At 71.6% G+C, this 19,509-nt stretch carries 14 protein-coding genes and 1 pseudogene; 11 read left to right on the top strand and 4 right to left on the bottom strand.

Features of this window, described 5'->3' with window-relative positions; all coding sequences use genetic code 11:
• Window positions 1–29: 29 nt before the first annotated feature.
• Window positions 30–563 carry a TerD family protein gene (locus ACZ3TS_RS12965; RefSeq protein ID WP_467616815.1) on the bottom strand — a complete coding sequence of 178 codons (534 nt, stop codon included), beginning with the start codon at window positions 561–563 and terminating at the stop codon, window positions 30–32.
• A gap of 152 nt (window positions 564–715) precedes the next feature.
• Here ACZ3TS_RS12965 and ACZ3TS_RS12960 point away from each other — a divergent pair, with 152 nt between their 5' ends.
• From ACZ3TS_RS12960 to ACZ3TS_RS12950, 3 genes are all read left to right on the top strand, one after another.
• On the top strand, window positions 716–1,321 hold the full coding sequence (locus ACZ3TS_RS12960; protein WP_467616812.1) for a YdbC family protein: 606 nt from the start codon (window positions 716–718) through the stop codon (window positions 1,319–1,321).
• Between the two features lie 159 nt (window positions 1,322–1,480).
• Window positions 1,481–2,140, top strand: coding sequence for a histidine phosphatase family protein (locus ACZ3TS_RS12955; protein ID WP_467616810.1), 660 nt, complete (start codon window positions 1,481–1,483; stop codon window positions 2,138–2,140).
• A gap of 12 nt (window positions 2,141–2,152) precedes the next feature.
• Window positions 2,153–3,067: an ADP-ribosylglycohydrolase family protein gene (locus ACZ3TS_RS12950; protein ID WP_467616808.1), complete on the top strand. Its 915-nt coding sequence runs from the start codon at window positions 2,153–2,155 to the stop codon at window positions 3,065–3,067.
• 698 nt (window positions 3,068–3,765) lie between these two features.
• Here the strand turns inward: ACZ3TS_RS12950 and ACZ3TS_RS12945 are convergent.
• Window positions 3,766–5,313, bottom strand: a complete 1,548-nt coding sequence (locus ACZ3TS_RS12945) for an MFS transporter (protein ID WP_467616805.1) — start codon at window positions 5,311–5,313, stop codon at window positions 3,766–3,768.
• Window positions 5,314–5,491: 178 nt separating this feature from the next.
• Between ACZ3TS_RS12945 and ACZ3TS_RS12940 the strand changes: the two genes are divergently transcribed.
• The 3 genes from ACZ3TS_RS12940 to ACZ3TS_RS12930 all read left to right on the top strand — a co-directional run bounded on the left by ACZ3TS_RS12940 (window position 5,492) and on the right by ACZ3TS_RS12930 (window position 7,632).
• Window positions 5,492–6,115: a TetR/AcrR family transcriptional regulator gene (locus ACZ3TS_RS12940; RefSeq protein WP_467616803.1), complete on the top strand. Its 624-nt coding sequence runs from the start codon at window positions 5,492–5,494 to the stop codon at window positions 6,113–6,115.
• 140 nt (window positions 6,116–6,255) lie between these two features.
• Complete coding sequence (locus tag ACZ3TS_RS12935; protein WP_467616800.1) at window positions 6,256–6,957, top strand: ribonuclease HII; 702 nt, start codon at window positions 6,256–6,258, stop codon at window positions 6,955–6,957.
• Between the two features lie 69 nt (window positions 6,958–7,026).
• Window positions 7,027–7,632: a hypothetical protein gene (locus tag ACZ3TS_RS12930; protein WP_467616799.1), complete on the top strand. Its 606-nt coding sequence runs from the start codon at window positions 7,027–7,029 to the stop codon at window positions 7,630–7,632.
• 395 nt (window positions 7,633–8,027) lie between these two features.
• On the opposite strand, the gene ACZ3TS_RS12925 is transcribed toward ACZ3TS_RS12930, so the two are convergent.
• On the bottom strand, window positions 8,028–8,663 hold the full coding sequence (locus tag ACZ3TS_RS12925; protein ID WP_467616797.1) for a hypothetical protein: 636 nt from the start codon (window positions 8,661–8,663) through the stop codon (window positions 8,028–8,030).
• A gap of 234 nt (window positions 8,664–8,897) precedes the next feature.
• Window positions 8,898–11,150, bottom strand: a complete 2,253-nt coding sequence (locus ACZ3TS_RS12920) for a RecQ family ATP-dependent DNA helicase (protein ID WP_467616795.1) — start codon at window positions 11,148–11,150, stop codon at window positions 8,898–8,900.
• A 134-nt stretch (window positions 11,151–11,284) separates the two neighbouring features.
• On the opposite strand from ACZ3TS_RS12920, the pseudogene ACZ3TS_RS12915 reads away from it, so the two are divergent.
• The 5 genes and pseudogenes from ACZ3TS_RS12915 to ACZ3TS_RS12895 form a co-directional block, all read left to right on the top strand.
• Window positions 11,285–12,526, top strand: a pseudogene (locus tag ACZ3TS_RS12915) (DUF4192 domain-containing protein); the annotation flags it as partial.
• Window positions 12,527–13,550: 1,024 nt separating this feature from the next.
• Window positions 13,551–15,686: a glycogen debranching N-terminal domain-containing protein gene (locus ACZ3TS_RS12910; RefSeq protein WP_467616794.1), complete on the top strand. Its 2,136-nt coding sequence runs from the start codon at window positions 13,551–13,553 to the stop codon at window positions 15,684–15,686.
• A gap of 131 nt (window positions 15,687–15,817) precedes the next feature.
• A complete protein-coding gene (locus ACZ3TS_RS12905; RefSeq protein ID WP_467616793.1) occupies window positions 15,818–16,576 on the top strand; it encodes an NUDIX hydrolase in 759 nt (252 codons plus the stop codon).
• A 123-nt stretch (window positions 16,577–16,699) separates the two neighbouring features.
• The gene (locus ACZ3TS_RS12900; protein WP_467616791.1) at window positions 16,700–18,439 is read left to right on the top strand and encodes an ABC transporter ATP-binding protein; all 1,740 of its coding nucleotides are present in this window, start codon (window positions 16,700–16,702) and stop codon (window positions 18,437–18,439) included.
• A 162-nt stretch (window positions 18,440–18,601) separates the two neighbouring features.
• Entirely contained in the window at window positions 18,602–19,489 is an 888-nt protein-coding gene (locus tag ACZ3TS_RS12895; protein ID WP_467616789.1) for a FadR/GntR family transcriptional regulator, read from the top strand.
• Window positions 19,490–19,509 lie beyond the last annotated feature (20 nt).

Below are 19,509 nucleotides of genomic sequence, written 5' to 3'. Positions count from 1 at the left end.
GGCGTCGACGGCCCCTTCTGGGGACGCACTCAGGCGTCGCGTGGGCTGCCCATCACGCGGGCGAAGCTCACCAGATCCGTGTCGTAGCCGTGCACACCCGGGTGGAACGTCCACTCACCGGAGCCATCGCGCACGAACTCGGCCACCGTCGCCGCCGTCGCGCCGAGCACGTCCCCGAAGCCGTCCTCGGCGAGGACGGTGTAGCCCTCGCGCAGTCGCAGCGCCGGATTCAGGACGCCGACGAACGTCTTGCGGCCGGTGCGCTGCTGGATGACGACGCCGGCGACCACGCGTGCGTACCGCCCGTCGAGACGGTCGAGCTCCAGCGTCATGACCTCGTCCCAGCCGAAGCCCTTGCCGTCGAGGCTGTCGCGGTTGAGGTAGATCGTGCCGTCGGGAGAGCGGCTGTCGAAGTGCACGACATAGGCGGGGCCCCCGTACGGGTCCGACGCCAGGTAGGCCGCGGCGACGATGTCGAGATCGGTGGGTGGCTGCCCGGACGGACTCGGGTCCCATTTCACCGCCAACTCGACCTTGTGGATGCCCTTGTTGAGACCGCTCATCACTCATCCCCTCCCCGTTGTCATGCCCCTCGCATGAACTCCTGTGCAGTGAGGGCCAGTTGTCCATTGTGCCCTGTGTGCAGGGGCGCTCGCCCGGGTGCACTCCGCCGGAGCGTGACCGACGCCACGCACCGTGGCCTTACGATGGCGCGGTGCTGGTCAAGTGGATTCGCTGCACCGTGGTGGACCGCCGCGGTTTCGAGCGGGGGCAGCGGAAATGGGCGGGGCTTCCGGGGGAGCCGGGCTTCCGGGGGCAGGGCGGGGGCTGGAGCCGGGGGAGGCCCGGTGTGGCGCACATCTTCGCGTTCTGGGAGAGCCGCGCCTTCTACGACTCGTTCATGGCGCGCTCGCATGACCGGCTGGCCGCGTCGCAGTCGGGCACGTTCAAGGACCAGCAGGTCAGGCTCTTCGACTACCGCTTCGACGTGAAGACCGGCTTCGAGCCTCGCTTCACGGACGCCGACCTGCTGCGGGTCGCGCACTGCCGGGTGCACGAGGAGCGGGCCGAGCACTTCGCGCTGATGCAGGAGAAGGTCTGGAATCCGGCGATGGCGGGCTCGCCGGGCATGATCCGCGGACTGTTCGGCGAGGCGCCGGGCCATGAGTTCCTGATCCTGTCGATGTGGCAGTCGGCCGCCGAGCACGGCAAGTACCGCGAGGAGCGCGTGGAACGTCTCGCGCTGAGGGCGCAGACGGAGGCGGACGTCGCGGCGCTCACGGGCGACATCGTGGAGCTGGAGCCTTCGTGGACCGTGTGACTCGGTGGTGCCGAAGGAAGATGGGGAGCCGCACGCGGGCGGGCGACTCAGTGAGTTTGAGAACCGGACCGAGCGAATGAACCCGGGTCGAATGTGACCTGTGCCGTATGGAGGCCCCTCGGGTGCCCGTTCGGTCGTCACTCGATCTAGGGTTTTGGCATGGCACGACCACGGCGCATCGTCCTTGTCCGGCACGGCGAGTCGGTGGGCAATGCCGATGACTCCGTGTATGAACGCGAGCCCGACCACGCGCTGCCGCTCACCGAGAGGGGGTGGCAGCAGGCGGAGGAGACGGGCAAACAGCTGCGGGAGCTCTTCGGCAGGGAGCCCGTCAGCGTGTACGTCTCCCCGTACCGCCGCACCCACGAGACGCTCCGGGCCTTCCACCTGGATCCCGAGCGCGTCCGGGTCCGCGAGGAGCCCCGGCTGCGCGAGCAGGATTGGGGCAACTGGCAGGACCGTGACGACGTGCGGCTCCAGAAGGCGTACCGGGACGCCTACGGCCACTTCTTCTACCGCTTCGCCCAGGGTGAGTCCGGCGCCGACGTCTACGACCGGGTCGGCGGCTTCCTGGAGAGCCTGTACCGCAGCTTCGAGGCGCCCGACCACCCGCCCAACGTGCTTCTGGTGACCCATGGCCTCGCCATGCGGCTGTTCTGCATGCGCTGGTTCCACTGGACGGTCGCGGAATTCGAATCGCTCTCGAACCCGGGGAACGGCGAGACACGCATGCTCCTCCTCGGGGAGGACGGCAAGTACCGGCTTGATCGCCCGTTCGAGCGCTGGCGTGATCCGCAGCCCTACTGGATCACCGGATAGAGTGGCAGAGCGATGACCGCTGACTCCTCTCTCCACGGGCGCCTGGAACGCGCCCTGGCCAGCCTGCGCGGACTGGCGGTGGGGGACGCGTTGGGCTCACAGTTCTTCGTCCCCGCGAACTATCCGCTGCTCAAGCGCCGCGAGCTGCCGCCGGGCACCTGGCAATGGACGGACGACACGGAGATGGCTTGCTCCGTCGTGTCGGTGCTGGCCGTACACCACCGCATCGACCAGGACGCGCTGGCCCGCTCCTTCGCCGAGCACCACGACTTCGACCGCGGCTACGGCCCCGCTGTGAACCGTCTCCTCAGGCTCATCCGGGAGGGCGGAGACTGGCGCGAGCTGGCCGCGGCACTGTTCGACGGGCGGGGGTCGTGGGGCAACGGCGCGGCGATGCGGATCGCGCCCCTGGGCGCCTGGTACGCCGACGACCCCGAGCAGGCCACGCACCAGGCGGAGATCTCCGCATACCCCACGCATCAGCATCGCGAGGCCGTGGTCGGGGCCATGGCCGTCGCCGCGGCGGCCGCCCTCGCCGCCGATCCGGCGGGACCGCCGCCCCCCGAGACCCTCCTCGACGGTGTCGTCGCACTCATCCCGAAGAGCGCCGTCGGAGCGGGGCTGCGACGGGCGAGGGACATGCTGGACTACGGCGACGCCACGACCGTCGCGGCCGTGCTCGGCTGCGGGCGGAGGACGACGGCGCACGACACCGTGCCGTTCGCGCTCTGGTCGGCCGCGCGCTCCCTCGGCGACTACGAACAGGCCTTCTGGACGACCGCGCGGGTGGGCGGGGACATGGACACGACCTGCGCCATCGTCGGCGGCGTGCTCGCCTCCGGAAAGGCCGGGTCGCCCCCGGGGGAGTGGCTGCACCGCACGGAGCGGCTCCCGGACTGGGCACCCGTCGGCATAGACGCTCGGTAGGGGCCCGGGCGTTGTGCCTCGGTCGGCTTGCGTCCGGTCGGCTGGAGGGGGTGGCGCGGTGTCCGGGCGTCGCATCCGGGCCGAGTTTTGGGGAGAGGCGGCGGTGTGGGGGCTTCGTGCCTCGTTCCGATTGGTGAGGGTGATGGCCGTGTACGGCGTGGTGCCCGGTCCGGTTCGAAGGGGTGGCGCGGTGTCCGGGCGTCGCATCCGGGCCGAGTTTTGGGGAGAGGCGGCCGTGTGGGGGCTTCGTGCCTCGTTCCGACCTGTCAGAGTGGCTCCGTGTCCAGGCGGAATGCTGCGTTGCGCTGCGCGTCCGGGACGGCCCGCGTCCGGGTGGCGTACCTCGTTCCGACTCGTGACGGAGGCGGTCCGTGTTCGGTGGAGGCGGTCCGCGTTCGGGTGGGGTGCCGCGGTTCGGTTCGTGATGGAGGCGGTCCGTGTTCGGGTGGGGTGCCGCGTTGCGGTGCGTGTCTGGGGCGGCCCCAGTTCGGATGGCATACCTCGTTCCGGCTCGTGAGGGTGCCGGCCGTGTCCCGTCGGCGTGCCCAGCACCGGCTCGCGACGAAGGCGGTCGCGCCCCTGCCTCACGCCGCGGACGGCCGGAGCGGCGCCCTCGCCGTCGTTCCCCAGGGCGCCGTCCGGCCGTCGTGGGCTCCTGTCCGCGGACCGCGGACCGCGGACAGGAACGGATGGCCCCCTCAGGCCCCGGCAGGTCCCGCCGCGCCGGACAGGGCCTCCAGGTCGCTCTTGCGCACGCGGATGACCACCGCTGCCGTGACCAGGGCCAGTACCGCCATCGCGGCGGCCGGGATGAACCCCGTCGAGATGCCGTGGGCGAGCACCTCGTGTCCCCAAGGAGTCGGCAACTGGTGCGTCCTGGCGAATTCCGCCTTCTGCTCGGCCGAACCGTTCGCCAGGAAATTCGGTATCTGCTTCTCCGCCTCGTTCTTGCTGGCCGTGCTGAAGACCGTGGTCAGGATGGACAGTCCGAGCGATCCGCCCACCTGCTGCGTGGCGTTGAGCAGCCCGGAGGCCGCACCGGCCTCGTGCTGGGCGACGCCCGAGACAGCGGTCAGCGTCAGCGTGACGAAGTTGAGGCCCATGCCGAAGCCGAACAGCAGCATCGGGCCGAGCACTCCGGAGACGTACGAGCTGTCCGGGCTGATGAACGTCTGCCAGCCGAGCCCGATCGAGACGAGCGCCGCGCCGACCAGCATGAACGGCTTCGGGCCGAGCACCGGCAGGAATCGCTGCGACAGGCCCGCGCCGATCACGATCGCCACCGTCACCGGGAGGAAGGCCACACCGGCCGAGATGGGCGAGTAACCCAACACGTTCTGGACGAACAGCACAATGTAGAAGAAGATGCCGAACATCGCCGCGGCCAGGCTCAGCATGATCACGTACGTGCCCGAGCGGTTGCGGTCGGCGAACATCCTCAGCGGGGTGATCGGCTCCTTCGCCCTCACCTCGATGAGGGCGAAGGCCAGCAGCAGCACCAGGGCGGCACCGAAGGAGCCGATCGTGAGGCTGTCCCGCCAGCCCACCTCGGAGGCGCGTATGAAGCCGTACACCAGGGACGCCATGCCGGCGGTCGAGGTGAGCGCACCCGCGATGTCGAAGCGTCCGGGGTGGCGTTCGGACTCGTTGATGTACATCGGCGTGAGCACGGCGATCAGCACGCCGATGGGCACGTTGACGAAGAGGACCCAGCGCCAGTCGAGCCACTCCGTGAGCATGCCGCCGGCCAGCAGACCGATCGCGCCGCCGCCGGCCGAGACCGCGGCGAAGACGGCGAACGCCCGGTTCCGCTCCGGGCCTTCGGGGAAGGTGGTGGTGATGAGAGCCAGCGAGGTGGGCGACGCGATGGCGCCACCCATGCCCTGCAGGGCTCGCGCGGCCAGCAACTGCCAGGGTTCCTGGGCGAGTCCGCCGAGCAGGGAGGCGAAGGTGAACAGCAGGATGCCCGTCATGAAGACCCGGCGCCGGCCGAGGATGTCACCGGCCCGGCCCCCGAGCAGCAGCAGGCCACCGAAGGTGAGGGTGTACGCGCTGACCACCCATGTCAGGTCGGTCGTGCTGAACTTCAGTGCGTCTTGAATGTGCGGGAGCGCGATGTTCACAATCGTCGCGTCGAGTACCACCATGAGTTGGCAGGCCGCGATGACGGTGAGCGCGATGCCGGGGCGCCCTGTCCGGCGGGCGGCTTTCGGCTTCTGGTCCTGGATCAATGGAGAGGTTGTCACTATGGGTCCCCCATAAGTGCGTTAGTGAACGATCGCGTTCACTGTCGCGTCAAACGGTAATGAGTCCCCGTCAGTGAACGCAAGCGTTCACTGAGTTCCTTGCCCTGAGGCGCCGCGAAACCCGCTCGCCCCCTTTCCCCGGAACCCCCGCTTCCCCATGCTCAACGGAGATACACAGATGGGTACTTCGTCCTGGACGGCCGCTTCCGCTCAGCCGGCCTCGCTTCGCCGACGTGGTGCTGTGCTGGAACGCGCGATCCTCGACGCCGCTCTGGAGCAGCTCAGTACGGTCGGCTGGAACGGCCTCACGATGGAGGGCGTCGCCGCCGGTGCCCAGACCGGCAAGGCCGCGGTCTACCGCCGGTGGCCGTCCAAGGAGGACCTCGTCGCGGACGCGCTCCAGGCCGGACTGCCGCGCTTCGACGAGGCGCCCGACCATGGGAGCGTGCGCGAGGACCTCCTCGCGCTGTGCCGTCAGACGCGCGACGCCATGTACTCGCGCCCCGGGTTCGCGCTCCGCTCCGTCATTCACGAATGCGACACTCTGCAGGCCGAACGTTTCCACGGCGTGATCTACGAGGGCGTCGTGGAACCAGCCATCAAGCTGTTGCGTGAGGTCGTCACCCGTGGCATCGACCGGGGAGAGGTCCGGCCCGACGCCGCCAACGGCTATGTCTTCGATGCCATTCCGGCGATGATGATGTACCGCGCGAAGATGTGCGGAAGCGAATGGAGCTACCGCGACATCGAGGAGATGGTCGACCAGCTGATGATCCCGCTGCTACGGCCCCGACAGGGCTGATCCGGGTCGTCGAGGGCCGTGCAGGCGGGGCTGTGGCGAACCTGCTGGCGTGCTCCCGAACGGGACGTCGACCGGTGTGCCGTTGCCCAGGGAAACCGGGGTGTCGCACAGGGATCCCGGCGGCGTAGGCTAAGGGCGCTATGCCGTACGAACCACCTACTCACACCGTCGAGCGCTCCCTCCGCGCAACGACCGGAGCGAAGGTCATCGCCGGTGTCGACGAGGTGGGGCGCGGCGCGTGGGCTGGTCCCGTCACCGTCTGCGCGGCGGTCACCGGTCTGCGTCGACCGCCCGTGGGCCTCACCGACTCCAAGCTGCTCACCGTCAAGCGGCGCACCGAACTCGCTGGGCTGTTGGAGACGTGGGTGTCGGCGTATGCCCTCGGTCATGCTTCCCCCGAGGAGATCGACGACCTCGGAATGACGGCCGCGCTCCGGCTCGCGGCGGTACGCGCGCTGGAGGCGCTGCCTGTCCGCCCCGACGCGATCATCCTCGACGGAAAGCACGACTATCTCGGGGCGCCCTGGAAGGTCCGTACGGTGATCAAGGGTGACCAGTCGTGCGTGGTGGTCGCGGCGGCCTCGGTGATCGCCAAGGTTCACCGCGACAAAATGATGGCCGAACTGGGTATCGACCATGCAGACTTCGGTTTTGCGGCCAACGCCGGGTATCCGTCACCGGTGCACAAGGCCGCGCTGGAGGAGCGGGGCCCCACCCCGTACCACCGCTTGTCGTGGGCGTATCTTGATGCGCTGCCCCAGTGGCGGCACCTCAAGAAGGTCCGCAGCTGGGCGGACGGAGACGTGTCGGTAATCGAGGGCCAGCTCGGCTTCGACTTCTGACCGGTTCCGATCGCACTCATGTGCCACCCGCCGACGCCAGCCGCACCGGCGTTTGATAGATATCAGCTCATGCCTCTCATTCCCGAGGAGCCTCAGATTCACGAGAGTGCCCAGGGTCCCCGCGCCATTCCGGCCGGCGGCCGCACCGCGCCGACCCCCCGTCCTGTACCAGGCCCCCGCCCCGCGGCCCCCGCGCGTCCGGGTCGTCCGGGCCCCGTCCGGCCCATGCCGGCCCAGCGCACCTCGCGCGAGCCGGCCCAGCCCGGGCCGTCCGCTCCCTCCGCCACCCCGCAGATCCAACTGATCCCGGCCTCGGCCGAGGGTGCCCTCGACGCCGCCGAGGAAGCCGTCGACCTGCTGCTGGAATCCGGCCGTGCCCCCGGCGAGGTGCTGGTGATCACCACCGGCGACCTGCACCCGTGGGCCGCGCACGAACTGTCCTTCGGCGAGGCCGCTTACTGGGCGCAGCACGACGCCGGTGACGACGTCTTCTACGCCGACGCCTCCGTCGCCTCCCGTGCCGCTACCCGTCCGGTGGTCGTGGTCGCCGTCAACGGCGGCGCGGACGCCTCCGTCGCCGCCGCGCTTCCGCTGGCGCTCGGCAGGGCCGGTGCCCTGCTGATCGTCTGCGGCGACCCCAAGCAGATCAACTCGGTGCTGGGTGCGGGCGTCTGAGCGGTCCGGATCCGTCCGGTCCGCTCGCGTCCCGCCCGTCCGCGCCGGAGACCCGGAGGCGGGCCGCCGGTTCGGGCTTCGGGTGGGTGGCCGGTGAGGGTGCCGCGTCGGCGGCACCTGTACGGCGGTCCCTTTGACATGCGCTTCCGCCCGGGCACCCGCGGTGTGCGGGCGTGCGGGGAGGCCGCACCTCTGGTCGCCGCCGGGCCGGCGGCCTGCCTCCGTGGCGTCTTCGCGTGAGGTCGGTGCGATGGTGCCTCAGGGTGTGGCGATGACCTCAGGCGTACCTGCCCGGCATCCCCCGTCCGTGCTGCCGCCCCCTTCCGGCGCGCCGTGTCCTGCGTGGTCCTACGCTGCCGGATCGCGGCCCGAGGCTCGCGACGGCGCCGCGTCGCTCAGCGGGCGGCGGCCCTGCGCAGTACCTCCGAGGCGACGCCCCCGGTGCGCGGCAACGGGGGCGGTACGCCCGTCAGGCCGAGCGCCTCCGGCGGCGACTCCGCGTTGGGACTGCGTCCGCCGCGGCCCTCCCCAAGGACCTGCCAGCCGTCACGCGTCAGTGTGATGTACGCCCCGCAGCGCAGCCCGTGCAGCGTGCACGCGTCGCGCAGGCCCCACATCCACGCCCCGTCCTCCTCCGTCCAACGTGCGTCCCCCTCACGGCAGTAAAGCAGCACGGCCGTCCGCACCGGTGTGCGGCGCCGCAGGTCGTGGGGGATGACCCGGCGCAGTTGGGCGAGCAGCGCGTTGCGGAACATCCAGCCGTCCGCCGGGGCGGAACGCCGGGTGAAGGAAGCACTCGCCCGCAGTCGTTCGTCCGGATCCAGGACGGCCACCACAGCCGTGGAGGGCCGTGGCCGGTGCCGGGAGTGCAGCCCGCTGACGACTTCGCGGGGGTTGCGCAGCAGCGGAATCCCGGCTGCTGCCCACTCCGCGGGCTCGAGCATCCGGGCCAGAGGATTGGCGGAAGCGGCGGACGGTTCGGCGGAGGCCGACATGGACGCCGCCGGGAACGGAGCGAATCCGAAGGTCACGATCCTCCCTTCGGCTACGCGCCCACACTGCGGGCGAGGTCGGACTTGGGGAGCGCACACCGCAGCAGAGCCCTACCAGAGCACGGACGAGCCGTGCGGGGAGCGGACGCCAATTCTTCCCGTCGAACTGGAATGCGGCAACGAGCAATTGGGCCCACCGACCGGTTTCCGGTGATGTGTGGCCTATATCCCCTGCTACATCTCTGCCCGGTGTGTTCCCGGAGAAGGGACGGGTCACGCCTGCACGGCGAGGACCAGCGGCAACACCCCCTCCGCTCCAGCCTGTCGGAGCATGCGCGCAGCTACCGCCAATGTCCAGCCCGTCTCCGTCATGTCGTCCACGAGCAGCACGGGGCCACGCGCCTCCTGGAGAGCCGCGGCCAGCGCGGGCGGCACGGTCAGCGCCCCGTCAAGCGCCTTCAGCCGCTGCGCGCTGTTGCTGCGGGGCACCCGGGGGACGTCGCCGGCGTACTCCACGGAGCCCAGCAGCGGCAGCCGCCCCATCTCGGCGATGCGCGCCCCTAGGGTGTGGATCAGCTGCGGTCGCGTACGCGAGGCCATGGTGACGACGCCGACAGGGCGCGGCTGTGCGTCGGGACCTCCCGAGGCCCAGCCGCCGGGCCCCTTCGCCCAGTCGGCCAGCACGCCGATCACGGCCCGCGCGACGTCGTCCGGCACGGGCCCGTCCGAAGCCGGAGGTGCCAGCATCGGCCGCAGCCGGTTGCCCCAGCCGATGTCCGAAAGCCGCCCCAGGGCCCGTCCCGGTGCCGTCTGCTCCCCGGCGGGGATGCGCCCCTTGAGATCCACACCGACCGCGGGCAGGCCCGTCGGCCACATCTTCCGAGGCTCGACCTCGACGCCCGCGCGGCCGAGCTCACCGCGTGCGGCGTCCAGCGCGGTCGGCGAGACGGAGTCGGGAAACCGCGCTCCGGCGCAGTTGTCGCAGCGTCCGCAGGGTGCGGCGCCCTCGTCGTCCAGCTGCCGCCGCAGGAACTCCATCCGGCAGCCCGTAGCCGACACATAGTCGCGCATCGCCTGCTGCTCGGCCTCGCGCTGCTTGGCCACCCAGGCATAACGCTCGGTGTCGTACGTCCAGGGCAGGCCCGTCGCGATCCAGCCGCCCTGCACACGGCGCACCGCACCATCCACGTCGAGGACCTTGAGCATCGTCTCCAGCCGGGACCGGCGAAGGTCCACCAGTGGCTCGAGGGCGGGCAGCGACAGGGGCCGGTCCGCCCGCGCCAGTGCGTCGAGAGTGCGCCACACCTGCTCCTCCGGCGGAAACGCCATCGAGGCGAAGTACTCCCAGATCGCCTGGTCCTCCTTACCCGGCAGCAGCAGTACCTCGGCGTGCTCCACACCGCGGCCGGCGCGCCCCACCTGCTGGTAGTACGCGATAGGTGACGAGGGCGAGCCGAGGTGCACCACGAAGCCGAGGTCCGGCTTGTCGAAGCCCATCCCGAGGGCGGATGTGGCGACCAGCGCCTTGACCCGGTTCGCCAGCAGATCCTCCTCGGCCTGCTGCCGGTCGGCGTTCTCCGTCTTTCCGGTGTACGAGGCCACGGTGTGCCCGCACTGGCGCAGGAACGCGGTGACCTCCTCGGCCCCCGCCACTGTGAGCGTGTAGATGATCCCGGACCCCGGCAGCTTCCCGAGGTGGTCGGCGAGCCAGGCCATGCGGTGGGCGGAGTCCGGGAGCCGCAGCACGCCGAGGCTCAGGCTCTCCCGGTCCAGAGGGCCACGCAGGACCAGCGCGTCCGTACCGGCTCCGGTGCCGAGCTGCTCCGCGACATCGGCTGTCACCCGCGCATTGGCCGTCGCCGTCGTCGCCAGCACCGGTACGCCGGGCGGGAGATCCGCGAGCATCGTGCGCAGCCGGCGGTAGTCGGGGCGGAAGTCGTGACCCCAGTCGGAGATGCAGTGCGCCTCGTCCACCACCAGCAGGCCGGTCGCGGCCGCCAGCTGAGGAAGCACCCGGTCCCGGAAGTCGGGGTTGTTGAGCCGCTCCGGACTCACGAGCAGGACATCCACCCTGCCCGCGGCCACTTCGGCCTGGATGGTCTCCCACTCCTCCGTGTTGGACGAGTTGATCGTCCGGGCGTGGATTCCCGCACGCGCCGCGGCCTCGACCTGGTTGCGCATGAGGGCGAGGAGGGGCGAGACGATGACCGTGGGGCCCGCGCCGCGCTCGCGCAGCAGCGCGGTCGCGACGAAATACACCGCGGACTTGCCCCAGCCGGTGCGCTGCACGACCAGGGCTCTGCGCCCGTTGGCCACTAGGGCCTCGATGGCACGCCACTGATCCTCCCGCAGCCGGGCCTGGCCGGCTGGCGCGCCGACGAGCCGGGCGAGCACGGTGTCGGCTGCGGCCCGCAGAGCGCCCTCGACCGTGGCGGAGGTGCTCGGGTCCCGAGGCGCGGCGCGCGGGTCGTCCGCCGCGGAGGGCGTGGCTTCGTGCTTCGTGGGGTGCGGGTGTTCGTCGGTCATGTCGTCCATGCAACCCGATCGGTCGGACATCGGGCGAACGAACGCCGCGACCTGTGGACAACTCCTGGCGTGCTCATGCCCATGGTTATCCACAGGATCAACCGGAATTCCAAGATCCGCGAGATGGTCGCGGCATGACGAACCACGACGAAGCGGCCGACTCCTCCGGCATCGGTGACATGGGCGGATCCGCACACCGCGGCGGTGAGCCCACCGCGTACAAGGGACACGGCTCCTCGGCGGGACCCGGCGGCGAGGCCCAGGTCACGCTGCGCACCCCGGCCGAGCTGGCCGACGCCTTGCCGTACCTGCTCGGGTACCGGCCCGAGGACAGCATCGTGCTGGTCGCACTGCACGACCGGGACAGGCGGGGGAGGTTCGGCGGGCGCGCACGGCTGGGCATCCCCACCCGCCCCGACGACTGGCCGTCCGTGGCCCAGCAACTGGCCCACGGCCTGGTCACCGGAAGCGAGCGCCGAGGGACACGACCGGAGAGCATGGTCGCCTACCTCGTCCAAGAACCGGCGGACGGCGAGACTGGACGCGACGTGATGGAACGCCTACGGCCGCTCGCCCAGTCGCTGCGCAGGGCCTGTGGCAGCCTCGACGTCCCCGTGGTGGAGGCCCTCTGCATCTCCGACGGCCGCTTCTGGTCGTACTGCTGCCCGAGTCCGGGCTGCTGTCCGCCCGGGGGAGAGCCGATGGGCCTGCCCGGTACCTCCGTGCTCGCCGCCGCCGCGACCTACGCAGGTCTCCAAGTGCGCGGCACGCTGAAGGAGTTCAGGGACAGGCTCCGTCCTTGGGAGACGGCGGCCGCCCTCGGCCAGGAGGCCGCGCTGGACGCCGCGAGCCTGGCGCTCGTCCCGAGGATCCTGAGCTGCGACACCCGTGAGGACGTCGCCGCGGAAACGCTCGGAATGGCCGAGCGGGTCATGGCGCGACTTGCAGAAGCGCCACCTGCCTCCGGCACACAGGCGGGGGACCTTCGCGACGACGGGCTGCTCGGGCACGACGAGGCCGCGACCATGATCCTCGGCCTGCAGGACCGCGCGACCCGTGACCGCGCCGCCGAGTGGATGGAAGGCACTGAGGCGGCCCTGGCACTGAGGCTGTGGCGCGCTCTTGCCCGCCGCTGCGTCGGCTCGTACGGCGAGCACGCCGCCGCGCCGCTGACGCTGGCCGGATGGGTCGCCTGGTCGACCGGCGATGAACTCGAGGCCCGCGAGGCCCTCGCCATGGCCCTGGGCGCCGACCCGGACTACCTCTTCGCCCGCCTACTGCACCAGGCCTGCAACGAGGGGTTGGACCCGGAGACCGTCCGCCGCTGCCTGCGGGCGGAGCGAGCGGAACATGAGGGGAAGGGGAGGACGGCCGATACGGCGCCGGACGGCACCGCCGCGTCACCACGCCGTTCGGCAAGTGACGCTACCGGGAGGCGTACCGAAGGCGACCACCGTCCCACGCCCGCCGAGGCTGCCGACGACGTGCCCGAGGGGTGGCCGGTGTCCGTCGCGGATGACGGGCAACTGTCCGACGAACACGTGGTGGCTTACACAGATGACGGGCACCTGTCCGATGAAGGCGTGGAGGCTTATACGGGTGGCGAGCCTCTGTCTGATGAACCCTTGGTGGCTCAGGTGGGTGACGAGCCTCTGTCCGATGAAGGTGTGATGGCTTACACGGGTGGCGAGCCTCTGTCTGACGAACGTGCGGTGGTTCACGTGGGTGACGAGCCTCTGTCCGAAGCAGGCGTGGTGGCTTACACGGATGACCAGTCCCTCCCCGACGGCCGCCCGGTGTCTCCCACTGGTGATGAGCCTTCGGCCGGCCTCTGCCCTGCGGTTCCACTCGGTGAAGAGCCACCGCCGCCCGACGGTGGCCCTACAGCCGTCGATGACGCGGAGCGGCTGCCCGACGTCAACCCCTCATCCGTCGATCCCGTTGCCGCGCCCTCCGGCTCGGCACAGGCCGCATCCTCGGCGCCGCCGGCCCAGGGCACGGCCACTGCCCGTCGGCTCCGCAAGGCGCGTCCGGCAAGCGGCGGCAGCCGGCCGATCCGTCGTTCTCCCGGGGCGGCCGAGGCCCGCCGCGGGCGCCCCACCGACCCCTCGACCCGCGGCGACGGGTCACGGCGGGCAGCCGAGGGTGCTGTCGGCCGCTCCAGGACCCACCGCGGTGCGGGCCGATGTGTCGAGGGGGGAGGCACATGAGCAGGTCCTGCTCCCCGGCCTACCGCCGTTCGGTCGGCTTCCTCCCGACAGGCGTGACCCCCGGCCGACCCCTTCCGTTCACCTGTGTGGCGGAACCCGTGCTCGGGTCGCCCCGCCGCACCGATCACGACCCTCCCGAGCCCTCACCGGGCGCTCCCCAAGGCGTACCGAGCGCAGAGGAAGCCGCCTCATGCCCCTGCCCACACCGCATTTCGCCCACGACGGCGACCGCCCTCCCCGCCACAGCCCCTCGGCACCCCAGTCTCCGAGCGGCGCTGCACCGGCCGCGTCACGGGGACTGGGCGGGACGTCGGCTCGCGATTCGCACACCGACCGATGGGAGGTCACCGGCCTGTCACCGGTCCTGCCCCGCCGCGTCGTCGACCTGCCGCCCGCCCACACCGCTCTGATCTGCGTCGCCCTCCCCGGACTGGTGATCTCAACGGATCAAGGGCAGTTGACGGGAAGAGGACTGGAGGGGTTCTACCGCGGGGGCCGGCGTGTGCTCTCCCGTTGTCAGGTGCGGGTGGCGGGGCGGGAGCCGCTCGCCGTGCAGGCCCGCATGGTCGCGGCCGACCGTGCCCGCTTCGTGGGGACGGTTCACGCGGCTCCGGACGTCGGCCCGGACCCGGACGTGGTGGTGGAGCGCATCCGGTCCGCGGACGGCACCGAGCGCATCATCCTGCACAGCGCGGCCCCGCGCCCGCTGCACCTCCCGGTGGAAGTGTCCCTCGGCACGGACCTGGCGGAGCTGGGTGCGATCGCCTCGGGCAGCATGGGACCCGATCTTTCCGCCACTGTCCACGCCGGGGGGCTGCGCTGGTCGTCCGCCAAGGGCGACTGCGCGGTCACCGCCGCTCCGCCGCCCGCCGATGCCCTCGCCTCCGCCGGACTCCTGCGTTGGGAGCTCGAGCTGCCGCCCGGCGGGACGCGGAGTCTGGAACTGCGGCTTCGGACGGACGGCGCGGGACCGGCCAGAGCGCTGGGACGCGGCGCCACGAGTCCGTTCGCTCAGGCCCGAGCCACCGGCGACGACCCGAGGGTCGAGCCGCTGCTGCGTACCTGTGTCGAGGACCTTCAGGCTTTGCTCCTGCGGGATGCCGCGCACCCGACGGACACCCACCTGGCGGCCGGAGCACCATGGCGCTGCGGACCCGCGCCCGCCGACTCCCTGGCAGCGGCCCGGATGACGCTGCCGCTCGGCACACGGCTCGCCGAGGGCACCCTGCGGATCCTGGCCCGGACCCAACTCGGCGGGCCGGGCTTGCGCTCGGGCATGATCCCCGGCCCCCGGCGGGATGCGGGAGCGCACCTTCCGCCGGGCTGCACGGGTACCGAGGCCACCCTGCTGTTCCCCGTGCTCCTCGCGGAGGCCTGGCGCTGGGGGCTTGCCGAGCGGCAGACGGAGGAACTGCTGCCCGCGGCCGAGAACTGTCTGCGGTGGCTGCGCACCACGGTAGGGGACGGCGTCTACGTCCCTGACCCTCAGCCCACCGGGCCGTTGCGCTGCGAGACCCAGGCGCACGCCCACCGGGCCGCCGTGCTCGGTGCCGATCTGCTGGACGCGTGGGGGCGGCCGGGCGGACCGGAGCTGCGCGAGTGGGCCGAAGAACTGCGCGACGCGTTCTGCGAGGACTTCTGGATCGAGGACCGGTCCGGCGGCAGACCGGCGGCCGCGCGCACCCGGGACGGACGCTTTGTCCCGCACCTCGGTGTCGGCGCCGCCCATCTCCTCGACACCGGCCTGCTCGGCTCCGGAACTCTGGCCCCTGGCCTCCTCGACAAGATGCGCACCGAGCAGCTCGCACGGCTGCTCGGCGGGCCGGCCATGGACTCGGGTTGGGGACTGCGTGGCCTCGGCGCGAACGAGGCGCCGTACAACCCGTTCGGACACCGCGGTGGAGCCGTGCGTGTCCAGGAGACGACGGTCGCCGTCGCGGGACTGGCTGCCGCCGGTTACGAGAGGGAGGCGAGCGGACTGCTGGAGGGGATGCTGTCGGCAGCGGAGGCGTTCGGATACCGGCTGCCGGAGATGTTCGCGGGCGAGCCGCGCGTGGAAGGCGGCGCGCCCCTGCCGCATCCGGCGGCCTGTCGCCCCGCCGCCACGGCAGCCGCCGCCGGGGTGCTGCTCCTGACCGCGCTCGCCGGTATCCGACCCGACGCGCCGGCCGGGACGGTGACCTTGCGCCCGGTCGGCAGCGCGCCGCTGGGCGAGGTCGTCCTGACGGGACTGAGGCTTGCCGGTGCACCCTTCTCCGTGCGCGTCGGCCGGCTCGGCCTCGCCATGGTCGAGGAAGCGGCCGATGGGCTGCAGCTGGGGGTGTGACCTCGGGTGACGTGTCGCATGACTGCGGACGGTGGCCGTCGATGAAACCCGTTCCGGACAGAAGTGGATCAGCTGCCGAAGCGGTCGCCGAAGGGAGTGTTTATCGTCAGGAAGACGACTATGATCGCGGCATGCCCTACGACCCGTCAGCCTTTCCGCCCTTCGCCGTCACCGTGGACCTGGTCGTGCTGACCGTGCGCCGTCATGCCCTCTGTGCGCTGGCGGTCCGAAGGGGCGAGCCGCCGTTTCAGGGCCGGTGGGCGCTCCCGGGTGGCTTCGTACGGGCGGACGAGGACCTCGCGCAGGCCGCGGCACGCGAGCTGGCCGAGGAGACGGGGCTACGCGCCCACGACCCCTCGGCACCGGCGCAGGACAACGGCGCTCACCTCGAGCAGCTGGCCACGTACGGCGACCCGAAGCGCGACCCGCGGATGAGAGTGGTCAGCGTCGCCCACCTCGCGCTCGCGCCCGACCTGCCCGCGCCACGGCCAGGCGGCGACGCCAACAGCGCCCGTTGGGCGCCCGTGGAGGAGTTGCTGCAGCAGGGCGGCTACGGCAGGGACGGGGAACAGGCGGCGCCCCTCGCCTTCGACCACGCGCAGATCCTGGCGGACGGTGTCGAGCGCGCGCGTTCCAAGATCGAGTACTCGTCGCTTGCCACCGCTTTCTGCACGCCCGCGTTCACCGTGGGCGAGCTGCGCCGGGTCTACGAGGCCGTATGGGGCGTGGCCCTCGACCCGCGCAACTTCCACCGCAAGGTGACCGGTACACCCGGCTTCCTCGTCCCCACGGGTGGCACGACGACCCGGCAGGGCGGCCGTCCGGCACAGCTCTTCCGCGCGGGCGGCGCCACGCTGCTCAACCCGCCGATGCTGCGTCCCGAGGTCTGACCATCACACTGAGGCCGGCCGCCCGATGCGCCGCAGCGTACGCATGTCCGAACGGGGTGGGTCGACGCCGAGCCACCGTCAAGGTGACCGAAAAAACGGATATATCGCGCTATCTTGCTTCAAGTGATCCAGGCGATCGGACTGACCAGCACACCCCGCAAGGACCTTCCGCCCGCCGTCGACGACGTGTCCTTCGAGGCGCACGCTGGCCATGTCACCGCGCTCCTCGGAGCCCCCGGTGCGGGCAAGACGACGGCGCTCCGGCTCATGCTCGAACTCCAGGCGGGCCGCGGCATCACCTACTTCCGGGGCCGTCCGCTGCACCGCGTCGCTCACCCCTCGCGCGAAGTGGGCGTCCTGCTCGGCGATGTTCCGGGCCATCCCGCGCGCACGGTCCGCGGACAGCTGCGCATGTTGTGCTGTGCCGCGGGCGTGTCCGTCCGCCGCGCCGACGAAGTCCTCGAGGCGGTCGGACTCGTCGACCTGCGCAACGAGCGCCTGGGCACGCTCTCACGCGGGATGGACCGCCGCCTCGGCCTGGCCTGCGCCCTGCTGGCCGACCCACCGGCGATCGTGCTCGACGACCCCGCGGGCGTGCTCTCCGCTCGCGAGGGCCGCTGGCTGCACGGCATGCTGCGCGCGCACGCCGCCCAAGGCGGCACCGTCCTGTTCACCACGGGCGACCCCAAGGAGGCCGCGCGCACCGCCGACCACGTCATCACGCTCGACGAGGGTCGGCTGGTCGCAGACCAGCAGGCCCGCGACTTCGCCCGCACCCGGCTGCGGCCCCGCGTCGCCGTCCGCAGCCCGCACGCCGCCCGTCTCGGTGCCCTGCTCGCCAAGGAGGCACGAACGGCGCAGCGTTCCGTGGAGATCGTCCACGAGGAGGGCGACCGGCTGTCGGTGTACGGCAGTACGTGCGCCGAGGTCGGTGAGACCGCCTTCCGGCACGGCATCCTCGTACATCAACTGGCTGATGAGGTCGGTGACATGGGGCCGGCCGCAGGGGCCGAAGCCGCCCCGTGCCCGCCGGCCGAGGTGCTGGAGCCGGGAGACCTGCCCCCGCTGTCGCCGCCCGTCAGCGTCCGGGCCGCCCCGAGCCCTCTGCGCCCGCTGCGCTATGAACTGCGCCGGGCCGCCGGAATCGGCACGACCTACCTCACCTTCGCCGCCGCGCTTGTCGCCTCCGTCCTCGTTTCCGTGCTCCTCGCCCGCGCCGGACACACCCCGCAGGGTCGCCTGCTGGCCGCCTGGCCGCGAGAGCTGCCACTGCCGCCGGCGGCGCTCGGGGCCGGACTGCTCGGCGCCGTCGCCTTCGGCGACGAGTTCCGCCACCCCGCCCTGGCCGCGGACCGCGGGACCGTCCCCCGGCGCCTGGGGCTGCTCGCCGCCAAACTCCTCGTCGCCGGGGCCACGGCGCTGACGCTGGCCGCCCTGACCGTCGGCTGCGACTTCGAGGCCCTCTACCTTCTCTACGGACGGGAGGTCGTCCAGGTTCCCACCGACCGGCTCGCCCTCGGCGTGAGTTGGTGCGGACTCGTCGTGGGATGCGCCTGGGCAGGTGTACTGGCCGCCGGCATCTTCCGGTCCACGACCGCCGGGCTGGCCGCGGTGCTCGCGGTGCCCGTCCTCGTCGTACCTCTCGTGCAGAAGGTGCTCGAGGGACCGTCCATGCGGAGCGCGGCGGGCTTCACCGCACGGATGCGCGGGCTCACGCTGCTGCAGTGGCCCTTCGGCGGCGAGCGGTATCTGGCCGCCGCGGCGCACGTGGTCGCCCAACCTGTCGGCGGCGCACTCGCCTTGTCTCTCGCCGCCTTGCTCTGTACGTATCTGCTCACAACCCTGCGCGGCAGGGCCCGATGACGACAGTCCGTGCCGATCCGTTCTCGTCATGTGCGCAACTCCCCGGAAAGCGCCCATTTCTTTCCGATAAGGCGTCAATTGCGACGGGGTGAGCGATCACCCTTTCGTGTGCTTTTCACCAAAGACCTCAAGGGAGTTGGAGAGGGCGCCGACAAAGGATCCGTGAGTACCCTTGCGCACACCATGATGACCGCCGCCCGCTCAGCAGACTCCGGCCTGGCCGGACCGGGCGAACTCGACCGCTACCCCTACGCCGAGGCGCCGGCCGCCGACCGCGTCGGCACACCCTCGTGGGAAGGCGCTGACCCGGAACTGGGCCGCGTCGGCCGGCGCACCGCGGGCAGCCGCGGACGCGGACTGCACGGCCAACTCGTCCAGCAGCTCGGCCAGATGATCGTCTCCGGTGACCTGGGCGCCGACCGACCACTGGTGCCCGAGGAGATCGGCCAGCGCTTCGAGGTGTCCCGTACCGTCGTCCGTGAGTCGCTGCGCGTTCTCGAGGCCAAGGGCCTGGTCAGCGCCCGTCCGAACGTCGGCACGCGTGTGCGACCCGTGAGCGACTGGAACCTCCTCGACCCGGACATCATCGAGTGGCGGGCCTTCGGGCCGCAGCGCGACGACCAGCGCCGCGAGCTCAGCGAACTGAGGTGGACCATCGAGCCGCTCGCCGCACGCCTCGCCGCCGGGCACGGGCGCGAAGAGGTGCAGCAGCGGCTCGGCGACATGGTCGAGATCATGGGGCACGCCATGGGTCAGGGCGACTCCCTGACCTTCTCGCGTGCCGACGCGGAGTTCCACTCGCTGCTCATCCAGGTCGCGGGCAACCGCATGCTGGAGCACCTCTCGGGGATCGTCTCGGCCGCCCTTCAGGTCTCCGGCGGCCCGGTCACCGGTTGCGACCGACCGAACGACACCGCACTGACCCAGCACGCCCGCATCGTCGACGCGCTCGCGTCGGGCGACGGCGCGGCCGCCGAAGGGGCCATGCGGCAACTGCTCACCGTCCACCCCGAGGTGGAGCGCGTGGTGCCCGCACCACGCGAGCACTGACCGCACCCCGCGGCTGGTGC

Source organism: Streptomyces sp. NPDC022910, assembly GCF_055561075.1.
The sequence above is the reverse complement of the archived record's forward strand: the minus strand, read 5'-3'. Positions and strand labels throughout refer to the sequence as shown.